Annotated in this window: 8 protein-coding genes; 3 read left to right on the plus strand and 5 right to left on the minus strand. The window is 32.1% G+C overall.

Going from position 1 to position 17,029, the window contains the following annotated elements; all coding sequences use genetic code 11:
• Positions 1-170: 170 nt before the first annotated feature.
• Both ACE3PD_RS07525 and ACE3PD_RS07530 read right to left on the minus strand, forming a co-directional pair.
• Positions 171-1,112 carry a DUF3078 domain-containing protein gene (locus tag ACE3PD_RS07525; protein WP_374401105.1) on the minus strand — a complete coding sequence of 314 codons (942 nt, stop codon included), beginning with the start codon at positions 1,110-1,112 and terminating at the stop codon, positions 171-173.
• Positions 1,105-2,880 carry a 1-deoxy-D-xylulose-5-phosphate synthase gene (locus ACE3PD_RS07530; RefSeq protein WP_374401354.1) on the minus strand — a complete coding sequence of 592 codons (1,776 nt, stop codon included), beginning with the start codon at positions 2,878-2,880 and terminating at the stop codon, positions 1,105-1,107. The genes ACE3PD_RS07525 and ACE3PD_RS07530 overlap by 8 nt, the downstream gene beginning before the upstream one ends.
• A 42-nt stretch (positions 2,881-2,922) precedes the next feature.
• Between ACE3PD_RS07530 and ACE3PD_RS07535 the strand changes: the two genes are divergently transcribed.
• From ACE3PD_RS07535 to pbpC, 3 genes are all read left to right on the plus strand, one after another.
• Positions 2,923-3,363 (plus strand): nucleoside deaminase, encoded by a 441-nt coding sequence (locus ACE3PD_RS07535; RefSeq protein WP_374401107.1) that lies wholly within the window; start codon positions 2,923-2,925, stop codon positions 3,361-3,363.
• A 115-nt stretch (positions 3,364-3,478) separates the two neighbouring features.
• Positions 3,479-8,974, plus strand: coding sequence for an alpha-2-macroglobulin (locus tag ACE3PD_RS07540; protein WP_374401109.1), 5,496 nt, complete (start codon positions 3,479-3,481; stop codon positions 8,972-8,974).
• Positions 8,950-11,334 carry a penicillin-binding protein 1C gene (gene pbpC, locus ACE3PD_RS07545; RefSeq protein WP_374401111.1) on the plus strand — a complete coding sequence of 795 codons (2,385 nt, stop codon included), beginning with the start codon at positions 8,950-8,952 and terminating at the stop codon, positions 11,332-11,334. The genes ACE3PD_RS07540 and pbpC overlap by 25 nt, the downstream gene beginning before the upstream one ends.
• Positions 11,335-11,624: 290 nt before the next feature.
• Here pbpC and ACE3PD_RS07550 read toward each other — a convergent pair whose 3' ends face one another.
• The 3 genes from ACE3PD_RS07550 to ACE3PD_RS07560 form a co-directional block, all read right to left on the minus strand.
• Positions 11,625-12,260 carry a hypothetical protein gene (locus tag ACE3PD_RS07550; protein WP_374401113.1) on the minus strand — a complete coding sequence of 212 codons (636 nt, stop codon included), beginning with the start codon at positions 12,258-12,260 and terminating at the stop codon, positions 11,625-11,627.
• Positions 12,260-15,283, minus strand: coding sequence for a class I SAM-dependent DNA methyltransferase (locus tag ACE3PD_RS07555; RefSeq protein WP_374401115.1), 3,024 nt, complete (start codon positions 15,281-15,283; stop codon positions 12,260-12,262). The genes ACE3PD_RS07550 and ACE3PD_RS07555 overlap by 1 nt, the downstream gene beginning before the upstream one ends.
• A gap of 109 nt (positions 15,284-15,392) precedes the next feature.
• On the minus strand, positions 15,393-16,937 hold the full coding sequence (locus ACE3PD_RS07560) for an Rne/Rng family ribonuclease (RefSeq protein WP_374401356.1): 1,545 nt from the start codon (positions 16,935-16,937) through the stop codon (positions 15,393-15,395).
• Positions 16,938-17,029 lie beyond the last annotated feature (92 nt).

Raw genomic sequence — 17,029 nt, forward strand, 5'->3', positions numbered from 1 at the left:
AACAAACTTATACAACCTACAATAAAAAACAGTTGCAAAAAGAAAAACGCTTATAACGGATATTTAAAATCCTGTTACAAGCGTTTTTTTATTGACTAAAAACGGCACTAATCAAAATAGTAGATGTTTTTCAGTGCCCTCGCATTTGCGAGGCCTTTTTTTATTGTATTTTAAAATATATATGTTATACCTATTCCTAATAATTGTTTCAATTGAATCTTAGGTCCTTTTATAACCTGAACCCCTCCCTCTTCTTCTTTAGACTTAATATCATCGTCATACACAAGGTGAGTTCCTATGTTTGCTTTTACATATTGATTAACAATCATATCAAATTGCATTTGCCAATCAACATCTACATTTCCAAATTTATTGATATAATCTGTATAAAGCGATATTCTGTGTTCAAAATTAATATTCTTATAAATTTCAGTTTTCCACTGATTTGTAATTAAAATACCTGTTTCATTTCGAATATTTTTTCCTTCTTTAATTAACACCCCAAATTCATCATAAACTGCTTTTTCAACTCCAAAGGCTCCTTGATCGGCTAATCTTTGATCAAAAACCATGGTGATTTTCTGAGTTAATGGTGAAATGTATAAATTTAGATTCAAATCTTTTCTTGAATATTCTGCTCCAATACCCAAAAAAGTATACGCTGGGGCAAATGGTTTCGAAATTGCTAAATCAGTATTTGGATAAGCATAACCATTGGCAAATTGTGTATTGAAATTGAATTTTCCAGCATAGTACCAATTTGAAATGGTATCAGTTCTATAACCAAAAGTAGAATTTAATTGAAACTGGTCATCAGTTTTTCTTACATCTTGTTTCTCTTGCTTATTTATCCCGTAACGAGCGATTAATTCGTTTTTCCAAAGCAAATTATCATTAGTATAAGTTCTTAAGAATTTCCCTTTTAATAATCCAGAAATCGAATTATTACCTCCAGCATTCCAGTTTACAAACGTAATTTGAGAGATATCTAAACCAATAACATTTTCTTTTTTCCAATTAGATATTGAATCTGGTAATTTTGTTCTAACAATTTGTGATGAAGCTTGTAAGCAAATAAAAAATAATCCTAAGAAGTAAGCTTTTTTAAGCATTTGAAAAAGTATTAAATATTTGTATTAAATGATTAACGTCTATTTTGCAAAGTTGTTGTAACTCAAAAACTGTTCCATGTTCTATGAACATATCAGGAATTCCGAGATTTAAAACCTTTTTATTTAAATTGTGATTAGCAACTACTGAATTAATTTGTTCTCCAAATCCACCTTTAATAACGCCATCTTCAATTGTAATGATTTCATCATGAGAATTTACAATTTCTTGAACAGCTAAATTGTCTAAAGGTTTTATAAATGGAAAATGATAATGTGAAAACAATTCTGAATTTCTCACTTCACTTAATGCTCTTGAAACATTATTAGCAATAGTTCCTGTTGATAAAATCGCAACTTTACTTCCTTTTTGAAGTTCTCTTATTTTTTCGATTTCCATTTTCTCAAAAGGTTGTTCCCAATTCACATTTTCGCCTCTTCCTCTCGGATAGCGAATGGCGATAGGATGATTTAAACCTTTTGAAGCCGTAAACATAATATTTCGCAACTCGATTTCATCTTTTGGAGCTGCGATAATTAAGTTTGGAATACAATTCAAATAGGCAATATCAAAAACACCGTGGTGAGTTGCACCATCTTCACCCACTAAACCTGCTCTGTCTAAACAAAAAATAACAGGTAAATTTTGTAAAGCCACATCATGAATTACTTGATCATAAGCGCGTTGTAGAAAAGTAGAATAAATATTACAAAAAACTACCATTCCTTGTGTTGCCATTCCGGCTGCTAAGGTAACGGCATGTTGCTCAGCAATTCCAACGTCAATGGCACGTTTTGGAAAAGCTTCCATCATATATTTCATAGAACTTCCTGTAGGCATAGCCGGAGTAATTCCAATGATTTTTTCATTTTGCTTCGCTAATTCTACTAAAGTATTTCCGAAAACATCTTGAAATTTTGGAGGTAGATGCGATTCGTCTTTCGGATGGATTTTTCCAGTTTCAGCATCAAACTTTCCAGGTGCGTGATATTTTACTTGGTCTTCTTCAGCCAATTGTAATCCTTTGCCTTTTGTTGTAATTACATGCAAGAATTTTGGGCCTTTAACTGTTTTTAATCGTTCTAATTCCGAAATTAACTTAGGTAAATCATGACCATCAATCGGACCCGAATAATCGAAATTTAAAGATTTGATGATATTGTTTTCTTTCGGATTTTTTCCTTCCTTGACTGCTGTCAAATAATCTTTCAACGCACCAATACTTGGGTCAATTCCAATGGCATTATCATTTAAAATTACCAATAAATTCGCATCGGTAACTCCTGCATGATTCAAACCTTCAAAAGCTATTCCACTTGCTATTGATGCATCTCCAATCACTGCAATGTGTTGTTTTTCAACTTCTCCTTTTAATTGTGAAGCCAAAGCCATTCCTAAAGCAGCCGAAATTGAAGTCGAGGAATGTCCAACACCAAACGTATCATAAATACTTTCACTTCGCTTTGGGAAACCCGAAATCCCGTTCAATTCTCTGTTAGTATGGAAAATATCACGTCTTTCGGTTAGAATTTTATGACCGTAAGCTTGATGACCTACATCCCAAACCAACAAATCTTCTGGCGTATTAAAAACGTAATGCAATGCGATTGTTAATTCAACAACACCTAAACTTGCTCCCAAGTGCCCTTCCTTTTTTGAAACAATATCAATGATAAAATCTCTCAATTCTTTGGCTAATTGAGGTAATTGATTTTCAGGAAGTTTCCTTAAATCGGTTGGGTTGTTAATTTTTGAAAGCAAATTTTCCATCACAGCACAAAAGTAAGAATTGGTTGTTGTATTTTTGTACTTATGGAGAATATTTTTACCGACGACTTTTTTATGAAGAAAGCCTTACAAGAAGCCAAAATTGCTTTTGAAAAAGGTGAAATTCCAGTGGGAGCTGTTATTGTGATTGACAATCGCGTCATTGCAAGAACACACAACTTAACAGAATTGCTTCATGATGTCACCGCTCATGCCGAAATGCAAGCTATAACCAGTGCTGCGAATTTCATCGGAGGAAAATATTTGAAAGATTGTACTTTATACGTGACATTAGAGCCTTGCCAAATGTGTGCCGGTGCTTTGTATTGGTCTCAAATTTCTAAAATTGTTTTTGGTGCTTCTGATGAAAATCGTGGGTTTCAAAAAATGGGAACCCAATTACACCCGAAAACCCAAGTAATTTCAGGTGTTTTAGAAAAAGAATGTGCCGATTTAATGAAAACTTTTTTTAAAAATAAGCGATAAATTTTTGTAAGGATTTTATTCAAAAAATATTTTTATATTTACATAAGAATTTGCACGGTTTTTGTTATTGCTAATTTGAGAACAAAAACAAACTAACTCTCTAATCTCCTTCCAAATGAAAACAACTCGTTTTTTACAATTGATATTTGTATTGATTGTAGCTTTGTCGTGCTCTAAAAGCGCTAAAGATTTCAATTCTGATTTCTCTCTTTTCAAAGCGTATATTCTCAACTTTAGTTCGGGATTGGTCTCGGCAAGTAGCGATATTAGAGTTGTTTTAGCATTTGATAAAAAAGAATGGACTGCAAATGAAGAGTTAGATGAAAATTTATTTACTATCAATCCGAGTGTTAGTGGTAAAGTAGTTGCGCTTTCTAATAACACAATTGCTTTTATTCCTGAAAAAAAATTAGATCAGAACAAAGAATACCAAGTTACGCTTCATTTATCTCAATTAACGAATGTTCCTGATAAACTAAAAGATTTCAATTTTACAATCAAAACCATAAAGCAAGATTTTATGGTTACTACAAACGATTTACAATCGTATAGTAAAGATTATCAATATTTGAACGGAGTCATAACATCGAGCGATGATTTGGATTTTGAAACTGCTAAAAAGTTAATTGCTGTTAATCAAGAAGATAAAACAGTAAAAGTTAAGTTTGTAAAAGAGTTAAGCAACAAAAAAGAATACAAATTTGTAATAGATAGTATTAAAAGACAAGTTGAAGATAGTAAAATCAAAATTTCTTGGGATGGAAATCCTTTTGACATTGACCAAAAAGGCGAAATGCTTTATGATATTCCTGGAAAAAACAACTTTAAAATTGTTTCTGCAGAAGTTGAAAAAGACAACAATCAGGTATTGTTATTAAACTTTTCCGATCCTTTAAACAGAGATCAAGATTTTTCTGGTTTGGTACAAGTTGAGTCAGCTCTTAATTTACGTTTTGCAACAGCAGGAAATTTACTAAAAGTCTTTTTTAATGAACCTTTAAAAGGAGAACTTTTAGTAGAAGTCTTTCAAGGAATAGAAAGTGAAGACGGCTACAAAATGAAACAAAATTTCTCGGAGAAAGTTACTTTCGAACAAGTAAAACCAGGAGTTCGTTTTATAAAAAGCGGAACTATTTTGCCAAGTTCAAACAACTTAAAAATTAATTTTGAATCAGTAAATTTGAGTGCGGTTGATGTTAAAGTGTACCAAATTTACAAAAACAACATTCTACAATTCCTTCAAGACAATGAACTAAACGGAAGTAGAAACCTAAGAAAAGTAGCGCAACCAATTGTTAAAAAAACGATTGCTTTAAATAAAAACAAATTGCAAAATTCTAGCAAATGGAATGCTTATGCTATTGATTTATCTAAAGTAATAACTCCTAATCCAGGGGCTATTTATCGAGTTGAAATATCTTATAAGCGTAAATATTCACTTTACAAATGCACTTCTGCTTATGTAGATGAAGAAAACAACGAAGAACAAGAGCAAGATGATGAAGTAAGAAGCAATCATGATTATTATGATGATTACTATTATGAAGGTTACGATTGGTATGAAAGAGAAGATCCGTGTACCGATTCGTATTATTACAACAATACCATTTTTACAAATGTTATTGCCTCTGATTTAGGTGTTATTGCAAAACGTGGCGAAAATGGTTCTTATGTTTTTGCTGTAAACAATATTGTATCAACACTACCAGAAGCAGCAGCAAAAATTGAGTTGTATAATTTTCAACAACAACTTTTAGGAACTATTACAACGGATAGCGACGGAATAGCTAAAACAGAATTAAAGAAATATGCTTATTTTGCTATTGTTACCAAAGATAAAAACACAACTTACGTAAAACTCGATGAAGGACAATCGTTATCTGTAAGTAATTTTGATGTAAGTGGCGAAGAATTACAAAAAGGTTTAAAAGGTTTTATTTATGGCGAAAGAGGTGTTTGGCGTCCTGGCGATACTTTACACTTGGCTTTCATGCTAAATGATGTAGAAAGCAAATTAGAAAAATCGCATCCAATAACTTTTAGACTTAGCGATCCACAAGGAAAAATGCGCTACCAAATGGTTCAAAAATACAATAGCTTGAATCATTACAAATTCAAATTAGCTACAAAAGATAGCGATCCAACAGGAAATTGGGAAGCAAAAATTTCAATTGGTGGTGTTCATTTTTACAAAAGCATCAAGATTGAAACCATTAAGCCAAATCGTTTAAAAATCAAAAATAGTTTTGCTGATAAACAACTTTCTGGTAATAGGCTAAATGGTGGCGAAGTCGAAGTAGCTTGGTTGCATGGAGCAGTTGCGAAAAACTTGAAAGTAGAAATGCAAGCTAAATTCTTGGAACAACAAACCGTTTTCAAAAAATATGAAAAATATGATTTTGATGACGAAGTACGTAAATTTTATACCGAAGAAGTAAACGTTTTTTCTGGAAAAGTAAATGATTTAGGAAAAGCTAAAGTGGCGATTCAACCAAAAATCACTAGTCAAGCGCCAGGAAAACTGAAAATGGTTTTTCAAACAAAAGCCTTTGAAAACGGAGGTGATTTTAGTACAGATGTAGCAACCGCAACGTTTTCTCCATTTAAAACTTATGTTGGGATAAAAGCACCAGAACCAAACAAATACGGCTTATTAGAAACCGATAGAGTAAATCGTTATGATATTGTGACTTTGGATGAATTGGGTAAACCAAAATCAGTTAAAAACTTAGAAGTTCGTGTGTACAAAGTAGAATGGCGTTGGTGGTGGAATTCAGACGGAGATGATTTATCACAATACAATTCTTCTGAAGTAACAACCGCTTATAGAAACTACGTGGTTTCAACTGATGCATCAGGAAAAGCAAGCGTTCAATTTAAAATTCCAGAAGCCGATTGGGGAAGATATTTAATTCGAGTAGAAGATACAAATGATGGTCACGCAACAAGTTTAACTTCTTATGTCGATTGGCCTTATTGGTCAGGAAAATCACGTCAAGGAAGTAGCGAAACGGCAAATATGTTGGTGTTTACAACTAATAAAGAGAAATATAATGTTGGAGAAAATGCTATCGTTTCTTTTCCATCCAGTGAAGGCGGAAGAGCTTTAATTTCGATTGAAAATGGTTCGAAAGTTATTAAAACTCTTTGGGCAACCACTAAAAAAGGCGAAACACAAGTAGAAGTTCCTATCACAGGTGATATGGCGCCAAATGTGTATTTCCATATTTCGTTGTTAAAACCACATGCTTCTACGATAAACGATACACCTATTCGAATGTATGGAATTTTGCCTGTAGAAGTAATCAATAAAAATACCGTTTTAGAGCCTGAAGTATCAATTCCTGCGGTGTTAAAACCGGAACAAAAAACTATCGTAAAAGTAAGTGAAAAATCAGGTAAAGAAATGACCTATACTATTGCAATTGTAGATGATGGTTTGTTAGATTTAACCCGATTTAAAACGCCAAATGCGTGGGAAAAATTCTATTCAAGACAAGCGCTTGGCGTAAAAACTTGGGATGTTTATGATGATGTAATTGGTGCTTATGGTGGAAAAATCAACCAAATTTTCAGCATTGGTGGTGACCAAGATTTAGCGGGCGGAAATGCTAAAAAAGCTAATCGATTTAAACCAGTTGTTATATATTTAGGACCATTCAAATTGGAAAAAGGACAAACCAAATCACACACCATTACTTTACCAAATTATGTTGGTTCGGTGCGAACAATGGTTGTTGCTGGTGATGCTAAAACAAGTGCTTACGGAAGTGTAGAAAAAACTTCTTTTGTGAGAAAACCGGTTATGGTATTAGCTTCGGTGCCAAGAAAAATTTCTCCAAACGAAAGAATTATGTTGCCAGTAACCGTTTTCGCAATGGAAAGCCAAGTGAAAAATGTTAATGTTCAATTAAAAACGAATAACGGAGTACGAATTATTGGAAATGCAACTCAAAATGTAAGTTTCAGTTCGCCAGATGAAAAAGTAATCTATTTTAATTTAGAAGTTGGAAGCGCAACAGGAATTGGAAAAATAGAAGTCATTGCCACATCAGGAAAAGAAAAATCGACCTATGGGGTAGAAGTTGATATTACGAATCCAAATCCGGTTACCAATGATTACGTAGACATGGTAATTCCAGCAAACGGTTCCAAAACAATCAATTGGAAAACATTTGGAGTAGCAGGAAGTAATAAAGCAAGATTAGAAGTTTCGTCTTTCCCAACCATCAATTTTAATGGTCGATTGAGTTATTTGATTCAATATCCACATGGTTGTGTGGAGCAAACGACTTCGGCTGTATTTCCACAATTGTATTTGGCGGATATTATGGATGTTGATGCTAACAAAAAAGCAGAAATTCAACGAAATATTAATGCTGGAATTCTAAAATTAGGGAATTTCCAACTATCAAATGGTGGATTAAGTTATTGGCAAGGCAATAATTATGTGGATGATTGGTCAACCTCTTATGCGGGACATTTCTTAATTGAAGCAGATAAAAAAGGCTATGTTTTACCAATCGGATTTAAAAATAAATGGATTTCATTCCAACAATCCGAAGCTAAAAAATGGCGATTCAACGCGCAATATCGCAATGACTTTGCTCAAGCGTATCGTTTATACACTCTAGCATTAGCAGGTTCAGCTGATATGGGTTCAATGAACAGATTAAGAGAAACCACTGGAATCTCAAACGAATCCAAATTACGATTAGCTGCCGCTTATGCTTTAGCCGGTCAAAAGAAAGCCGCATTATCTTTGATAGGAACAACAACTACTCAAGAAGACAAACGATATGCAGATTATTACTATGGTTCGGAAGAAAGAAATAGAGCTATGGTTTTAGAAACGTACATTTTGGTAGATAACAAAACGAAAGCGTATGAAATGGCAAACAAATTAGCTAAAGATTTATCGTCTAATCGTTATATGAGTACGCAAACAACAGCTTTTGGATTGTATGCGATGTCCAAATTTGCACTTAAAAATGGTGGAAAAGGTGTGAATATGACGTATTCAGTAGCTGGAAAATCGGAAACCATTAGCTCTAAAAAAGCATTTGTAGATAGAAATTTAGTAGTAAAACAAGGTTCGAATTCGGTAACGATTCAAAATAAAAACAGCGGAACACTTTATGTTCGTGTCTTAAATAGTGGTATTTTACCTGTTGGACAAGAAAAAGAAATTCAGAAAAACTTCTCAACTTCAGTAGTTTATAAAGATAGAAAAGGAACTGTTCTGAATTTAAGTTCTGTAAAACAAGGAACCGAAATCGTAGCGAAAGTAACCATTAGAAATCAATCGGATGAAACATTAGAAAATGTAGCTCTTTCGCAAATTGTTCCTTCTGGATTTGAAATTATGAATTCACGTTATACCGATTTTGGAAGTTATGCCGAAAACAAAGCTGATTACATTGATATTCGCGATGACAGAACACAATTCTATTTCGGAATTAGAGCTGGTGAAACCAAAACGTTTACCATGTTGTTAAATGCCACTTACTTAGGAAAATATTATTTCCCAGGAGTGCAATGTGAGGCGATGTACGACAATAATTATTTGGCAAGAACCAAAGGACAATGGGTGCAAATAGTGAAAGAGTAAGTTGGTTTACTCGATTAAAAACTAAAATTAGGAATAATAAAATTAAAACTGCCATAAGCTTATTGCTTGTGGTGGTTTACTATTTTTCACTCCCAAGACAACTATTCGAAAACAACTATTCGACCGTAATTGAAAGTCAAGATGGGCAACTTTTAGGAGCTAAAATCGCTTCCGATGGTCAATGGCGTTTTCCAGAAAGTGATAGTGTGCCACATAAATTTCAAAAATGTATTGTTGCTTTTGAAGACCAACATTTTTATAAGCATTTTGGGTTTAACCCAATTTCCATGTATCATGCTTTTAAGCAAAATCGAAAAGCAAATCGTGTGGTTCGTGGAGGAAGTACATTAACCCAACAAGTGATTCGTTTGCACCGAAAAGGAAAGTCGCGTTCCTATTTTGAAAAAGGAATTGAAATAATTCTCGCAACCCGATTAGAATTTCGCCATTCGAAAGATAAAATTTTAGAATTATATTGTGCTCATGCACCTTTTGGAAGTAATGTAGTAGGGTTAGAAATGGCATCTTGGAAATATTTCGGGTTACAACCGCATCAATTATCATGGGCGGAAGCAGCTACTTTAGCGGTTTTACCCAATGCGCCAAGTTTAATTTATCCCGGAAAAAATCAAGAACGATTATTAGCGAAACGTAACAGATTGCTAAAGAAATTGTACACAGATAAAGTCATTGACAAAGCAACTTATGAATTATCATTACAAGAAAGTTTACCTCAAAAACCGTTTGATGTACCACAAATTGCGCCTCATTTGGTTCAAAAAGTAGCAAAAGAACATCCAGCAGAAAAAATAAATACCACCATTCAATTGGATTTGCAAGAACGCACGAACGAAATTGTAAAACAATATTATAACTATTACAAGCAAAATCAAGTGTATAATATTTCGGTTTTAGTGGTCGATGTGAAAACGCGAAATGTAATCACGTATGTTGGAAATAGTCCTACCGATAAAGAACATCAAAAAGATGTTGATATTATTGAAGCGCCACGAAGTACAGGCAGTATTTTGAAACCTTATTTGTACGCTGCCATGTTGAATGACGGCTATATTTTACCGCAAACTTTGGTTCCCGATGTTCCAACCCAAATTTCAGGGTATTCGCCTCAGAATTTTAATTTGACTTATGATGGTGCTGTTCCTGCGAGTAGAGCTTTGGCGCGTTCGTTGAACATTCCATCGGTTTTGATGTTGCAAGATTATTCTGTGAATCAGTTTTATGAAAAATTGCAACAGTTGAAGTTGCGAAATGTCAACCGACAACCTTCTAATTATGGTTTGTCGTTGATTTTAGGAGGTGCCGAATCCAATTTATGGGATTTATGTAAAGCCTATGCTTATATGTCTTCCACGCTAACGTATTTCAATCAAAACGATTCGAAATATCGTAAAAATGAAATGCTAAATTTGAATTACGATGCAAATTTTCAACCTGATTTTGGAAAAAGTTCGCGTCAGAAAAACATTTTTGGTGCTGGCGCTATTTGGCAAACCTTTAATGCGATGAAAGAAGTCAACCGACCAGAAGGCGATGAAGCGTGGAAATTTTACGATTCTTCATTAGAAATCGCATGGAAAACAGGGACGAGTTTTGGAAGTAGAGATGCATGGGCAATTGGTGTAACTAAAGATTACGTAGTGGGAATTTGGGTAGGAAATGCCACAGGCGAAGGAAGACCATTATTAACAGGAGTTGATAGTGCAGCGCCTATTCTGTTTGATGTATTCAGATTATTACCAAAATCGAAATGGTTTGAAATGCCGTATAACGACTTAGATCCTGTCGAGGTTTGTGCCCTTTCGGGTTATTTAGCACAAGACCATTGCCCGAAAATAAAACAATGGATTCCAAAAACAGCAAAAAAAACAAACAATTGTCCGTATCATAAAATTATTCATTTAGATAAAAATCAGCAATTTAGAGTCAATAGCCATTGCGAAAACGTTGATGAAATGGTAGCTAAATCTTGGTTTGTTTTGCCTCCGGTTATGGAATGGTATTATAAAAGTAAGAATGTAAATTATCAAAATTTACCGCCTTTTAGAAGCGATTGCGTTGATGCTTTACAAGACAAACGTATGGATTTTATCTATCCAAAAGCTAACACTAAAATTATATTAACTAAAGATTTTGAAAGTAAAGTGCAGCCGACTATCATCAAAGTAGCACATTCTAATTCAGATGCGGAGTTATTCTGGTATTTAGATGATAAGTATGTAGGAAATACAAAAACCTTTCATGAGAAACCTATTTTTGCTACAACAGGATTCCATGTCATTACTGTAGTAGATGAATTTGGTAATGAAATCAGGCGAAAAGTACAATTTGAAAGTGAATAAAAACAAAAAAACCGCTATTCTTTCGAAAAGCGGTTTTTGTTTAATCTATTTTTTCATAATTTATTTGTAATATATCTTTTTTATTATAGACATCATAAGACAATGTATAAGTTGCTAAATGTTCGGTTTTGTATTCATCAGAATAAATATGAATTAGATAACCGTCTATAAAATTTCTTGCTCAAACCAATTCATCAATAGAAATGAAATAGTTATACCATTTTCTTTCTCCTAATTTTGTGGGATTGAACTTATTGGTTTTTAATGCTTTTAGGATTTTTGATTGAATTTTACTCATCAGTACCAATTGAATAATCAAAAAATAAATGTTTTATATTTCTTTGCGAATGAGAGGATTCGTAGATTTTATGATTATTGATAATTAACTCATTATAATTGATTATTTCATTTATTCTCTTATCCTTTAAAAGTAATTTATTTATGCCTTCTTTACAATTTTCCGAGCTTCCTTCTAGAATATAACCAAGCAAAATTCCATCGCAGTTCTCATATTTTCCACCAGTCAAAAAGTTATCAATTCCAGTTGCAATATACCTTCTCTTTAAACTAGAAACCTTAGATTTTAAGTTTTTGGCTTCTACAAAATATTTATATTCTTCTCCTTCCCAAAATGTAGAATATCTCATGTCTATTCTTGAGAATTTAGCTGCAAATTCTTTAACTTGAATAGAATCTTTATCAAAAAGATATTCTTCACGATTAGTAAATATTTCCCATTCTTTTCTTTTTGGGTTTTCATCTATATAATGGTGTAAAATTGCAGTAATGTCATTTTCTTCAAAATCTAATGAGATAGAATTTCCAGAAATTGAAGAATGGTATGCATCAATCAACAAATTTATACACAAATTATTGAACTTATTTTGAAAACCTCTAAAGATAAAAGAAGATAAAGTTCCTGCCATTATTCTTTCATTTTAAGAATTTCAACTAACAACGTTCTATAGTCTTCCATAGCGGCAGTTTCACTCCAAAACCTTCTCTGATTAGGTTTTATGATGTAAACATCTTCGTTATCATAATAATTTAATTTCTTTCTGAAATAAATATTTTGACCTTCTTCATGCCAAAGTTTTTTTTCTATTTTTTTAAGTCCGAAATAAATATCTTCATTTGAAATTTTAGTTTCTTTTAGCTCATTTCCAAAAGACAGTTTAATCATATATAATGGACAATTTGAATTGATATAATAATGCGTTGCAGAAACTTTTAAATCAACATCGTCAAGCCATTTATTTAGCTCTTTAGTTATTCTTTTTGAATAAGTATCAATATCAATTACTGGAAAGACTGCTTTTGATTTTTCTTGGTTTTCAAATAAATCTAAACTGTAGTCTAACGTATCTTGAATGATGATTTGTTCGTCTTCAGATAATTTTAAAATATTTTTATAAATGATTTTGTCTATTTGTTTTTCTAAATGAGAAATGTCTTGATTTAGATCATTTGATTTTTTTATTGATATAATTTCATCGATTTTAGAAGAAAGCTTCTCAATGTTTATTAATTCTATTTTCTCAATTATTGCAGGCAATTCTAACATTTCATTTGACTGAACTCTTTCTCTTTCAATTCCCCATGAGGCTGAACTTAAAGAAAGATAATAATTTGAAAAAATAGAATTTATATAGGCAGATAAAACTTTTAAAATCTTAATATCTTTATTTACAATGCTATAACTCATGTGATAGCAATCAAAATCTATTAAACTTGAACAGAATTCTTTTTCTTTTTGTCCTTCTTTAATTATTAAAAAAGGACTTTTATAAAGAAGCTCGTTAGTTGGTCGATATATTTTAGAATTATCAACTATTGCATTTCGAGAAGTATAATATTTATTAATCGAACCTGTATTAATAACTTTGTTTGGTTTAAAAAACTTATTGTTCTTAATTTGTTTTATATCAGGCGAATGAAGTCCGCTTCCTTTTTGCCATTCATTTTTGTTTGCTTCAAAATAATTCTCAAGAGTGTTGTATTTTTCCTCTAACTTTTCAATCAACTCAAAATCAAAATAACTTCCCCACATAGCAATTTTCCAAATTTTTGTATCTGACTTTTGACATTCAATTCTCGGTAAATACTTTTCATCTGAAGAATCAATCACAATTCCTTCTAAAATATCATTCTTGATATAGGTTTTTGGTGCGTAATAGGTAATTGATTCTTTTTGACTTTCTGGAATTTCTTTTTGATAAAAGATAATACTAATTGGGCCAACAGCAGAGCCAAAAAGTTGACCTCCTGAAAACTTTGGAGCTTTACGCAAAATAGAAAAATTATATACTTTTTCTACATGATTGTCGTTAAATAACCATTTTCTAAAATTTTGATACGTTCCACCCGTATTGGTTAGAACTTTGGAGTTGAAAATCAAAGCTATTTTACCTTTGGGAGCTAAAAGTGTAGCTTTGTGTAAAAATGGCAAAACCATTTCTTGAGCAAAATTTTGTTTTTTGCAATAAGCCGTTATTGTTGACAATAATTTTTTTGTTCCAAATGGCGGATTTCCAACTATTAAATCAAAATTTTGCAATGCTTTGATTTCAGATAAATCAGAAATAGTATCTCTAACAAATAAATTGTGACCTTGTTTTTTTAAACTCGAATCATTTGGGTCATTTATTAAATAGGGAAACTTAATTGCACCATTCCACCAACCTGTTTTTGGGTCAAGATGGTCTAATAAAGCCAAATACAAACTAAAAGCAGCTACTTTTATTGATTTTGGGTCTAGCTCAATGCCATAAATATTTGATTTAAGAATAGTTACTAAAACAGTAAAATCATTTAGTTTTAAATTGTGTTTGTTTTCATAACGCTTTACTAATCTTTTAAAACTCTGAACCAAAAAAATTCCAGAACCACAACTTGGGTCTAATATTTTAACATTAAATTCAGTTTTATCCTTATCTATTGGAAGTTTTTCATTCAGAATTAATTCTACTAATGATGGTGGTGTATAAAAAGTTCCTGAATTTTTCTTTTCCTTTTTATCTAATTCCGATAAGAAATTTTCGTAAATTTCACTTAATAATTCAATTCTGATTATACTGAAATCAAATATTTTCCCACTGAATAATCGTTGTTGATAATCCTCTATATTTCCATCAAAAAAACATTTTTTAATTAAAAACAAATGTTCTTTTGTAATAAAATCTTTTTCGTTTTCTTCAAAATTAAAAAGACTTCCATTAAAATCTTTAGATAGTCGTTCAAAAAGATTATATGTTGCTTCAACATCTTCTAAAACATCAAAGAAAGAGGTTGCTTTGGGCAAAAATTTTTGATAAAGTTCTGCTGGAGTCGCCTTTCTGTCTTCTAAATAAAATAGAAATAAAGAACGCATTATCAATTTATGAATAATTAATTTATTCTCACTTAATCCATTTTTCTCTAACGCTTTAGCTGTATTGATTAAGCTTTGAACCAAAAATTTATCAACTCTTGTTTCAAGGTTTATTTTTTTTCTTAGTTCTATAGACTTTACAGATGACCATATAAAACCCGTATCAATAGCAATTCTTGAAAAAAGAGTATTTAAGGTTTTTAGCTTTTCTACGTCAGTTTTTTTACAAGAATAAAGCTCTAATTCTTCTAGTTTGTTTTTAAAATCTGTTTCTTTAATGTTGTCATCATAACCAAAAGGTTTTTTTGAACAATTATAAATTCTGATTTCTGTTTTGGTATAAACGTAGAGAAATAACACTTTTTGAAAATTCCAACATGCTTTTTGAATTTTGGCTATTTGTTTTAAAGTTTCAAAATCAAAAGCTTCAACTTCTTTTAAAAAAAGTGCTGGTTGATTTTCATTTCCATATACTTTAACAATACCGCATTTTTTATTATCAAACAAATCAATATCATATTCGTAGCAACTCTTTGTGAATTCTAAGATATCTAAATTGTTAATAATTGAGTAAGGCATATTAAAGTGTTTAATAGCAAAAATAAAACAATTTGTCTCACGTTTTTAAAATCAAAATAAATTTTATAAACAAAAAAACCGCCAATCTTTCGAAAGGCGGTTTTTTAATTTATTTAATTTCATTTCCTTCTTTATCAAAGAAATGATATTCCAAATACGTGTAAGCGTCACGAGGTATAATTTTCACCCATTTCTTATGCTCGAAAAACCATTTCGAACGTAAGGATGGAAAACCTTTAGTAAGGTATGCTGCCACAAAAGGGTGTGCGTTTAAAACAACCTTTTTATGGTCTTTAATAATGCGTTCAAGATCAGACGCTATTTTGTCAATAATTAAAATCGGAGCTTCAATTTCCCCATTTTCTTTATTAGGGTCTTCTTCTCTTGTTTTAATATTGACTTCTGGTCTAACTCTTTGTCTAGTAATTTGAATTAATCCAAATTTGCTAGGAGGCAAGATTTTATGCTTGGCCTTATCGTCACTCATTTCTTCTCTTAAGAAATCGTACAATACCTTGCGATTTTCTGGATTTTGCATATCAATGAAATCCACTACAATAATTCCACCCATGTCTCTAAGTCGTAACTGACGTGCAATTTCGGCTGCAGCAATCATATTTACTTCTAGAGCAGTATCTTCTTGGCTTGATGCCTTTGCTGAACGATTTCCACTGTTCACGTCGATAACGTGTAAAGCTTCTGTGTGTTCTATAATCAAATACGCACCTTTGCTCATGGAAACTGTTTTCCCAAAAGACATTTTTATTTGTCGCTCAATATTATATTTTTCAAAAAGAGGCAGTTCCTTAGACTGATAGTGTTTTACGATTGACACTTTATCCGGAGCTATCTCTTGCAAATACTCCTTCGTTTCAAGATACAAATCTTCATCATCAACATGAATTCCAGTGAAGGTATCATTAAATACATCTCGTAAGATAGAAGAAGCTTTATTTAGTTCTCCTAATACTTTTGATGGATGATGAGCCGTTTGTAATCTTCTACACATAGCAGACCAGCGGTCCATCAATGTTTGTAGATCTTTGTCTAGTTCGGCTACTTTTTTGCCTTCGGCTACTGTTCGCACAATAACACCGAATCCTTTTGGTTTGATAGATTGAACCAGTCGTTTTAATCGGTCTTTTTCTTCTCTTGATTCTATTTTTTGAGAAACAGAAACACGATCTGAAAAAGGAACCAAAACTACATATCTTCCGGCTAATGAAATCTCAGAACTAATTCTGGGACCTTTAGTCGAAATAGGCTCTTTCACTACTTGAACTAAAAGTGATTGATTGGCGCTTAGAATGTCGGTTATAACGCCATCTTTATCAATTTCAGCTTCAAAAGGAAAATTTTTGAGTGAATAATCTTTTAATTTACCTGCGCTTACAAGTTTAATAAATTTCATCAAAGAAGGTAAATTTGGGCCCAAATCGTGATAATGCAAGAATGCATCTTTTTCATGGCCTAAGTTCACAAAAGCGGCATTTAAACCAGCCACAGGTTTACGGATTTTAGCAATAAAAATATCGCCAACCGCAAAATTGCTTTGCTTTTCTTCTTCTTTGTGTAATTCTATTAGTTTTCCATCTTTTAATAAGGCAAAATCTACAGCGTCTGAACCAGATCTAATAATTAACTCTTTGTTCATGCAGTACATTTTTATCCATTCGCCAAGGCGAACAGATGGATTAAACATTTTTTACAGGCAGTTTACCTGGGAATCAACTTAAAATTGATTCA

The sequence above is a fragment of the Flavobacterium sp. genome, assembly GCF_041911335.1.
Taxonomy (GTDB): Bacteria; Bacteroidota; Bacteroidia; order Flavobacteriales; family Flavobacteriaceae; genus Flavobacterium.

What these genes read in the sequence shown, in the direction of transcription:
- ACE3PD_RS07535 (WP_374401107.1), top strand. Translation starts at nt 2,923, where the DNA reads ATGGAGAATATTTTTACCGACGACTTTTTTATGAAGAAAGCCTTACAA.
- ACE3PD_RS07530 (WP_374401354.1), bottom strand. Translation starts at nt 2,880, where the DNA reads ATGGAAAATTTGCTTTCAAAAATTAACAACCCAACCGATTTAAGGAAA.
- pbpC (WP_374401111.1), top strand. Translation starts at nt 8,950, where the DNA reads ATGGGTGCAAATAGTGAAAGAGTAAGTTGGTTTACTCGATTAAAAACT.
- ACE3PD_RS07525 (WP_374401105.1), bottom strand. Translation starts at nt 1,112, where the DNA reads ATGCTTAAAAAAGCTTACTTCTTAGGATTATTTTTTATTTGCTTACAA.
- ACE3PD_RS07540 (WP_374401109.1), top strand. Translation starts at nt 3,479, where the DNA reads ATGAAAACAACTCGTTTTTTACAATTGATATTTGTATTGATTGTAGCT.
- ACE3PD_RS07550 (WP_374401113.1), bottom strand. Translation starts at nt 12,260, where the DNA reads ATGGCAGGAACTTTATCTTCTTTTATCTTTAGAGGTTTTCAAAATAAG.
- ACE3PD_RS07560 (WP_374401356.1), bottom strand. Translation starts at nt 16,937, where the DNA reads ATGAACAAAGAGTTAATTATTAGATCTGGTTCAGACGCTGTAGATTTT.
- ACE3PD_RS07555 (WP_374401115.1), bottom strand. Translation starts at nt 15,283, where the DNA reads ATGCCTTACTCAATTATTAACAATTTAGATATCTTAGAATTCACAAAG.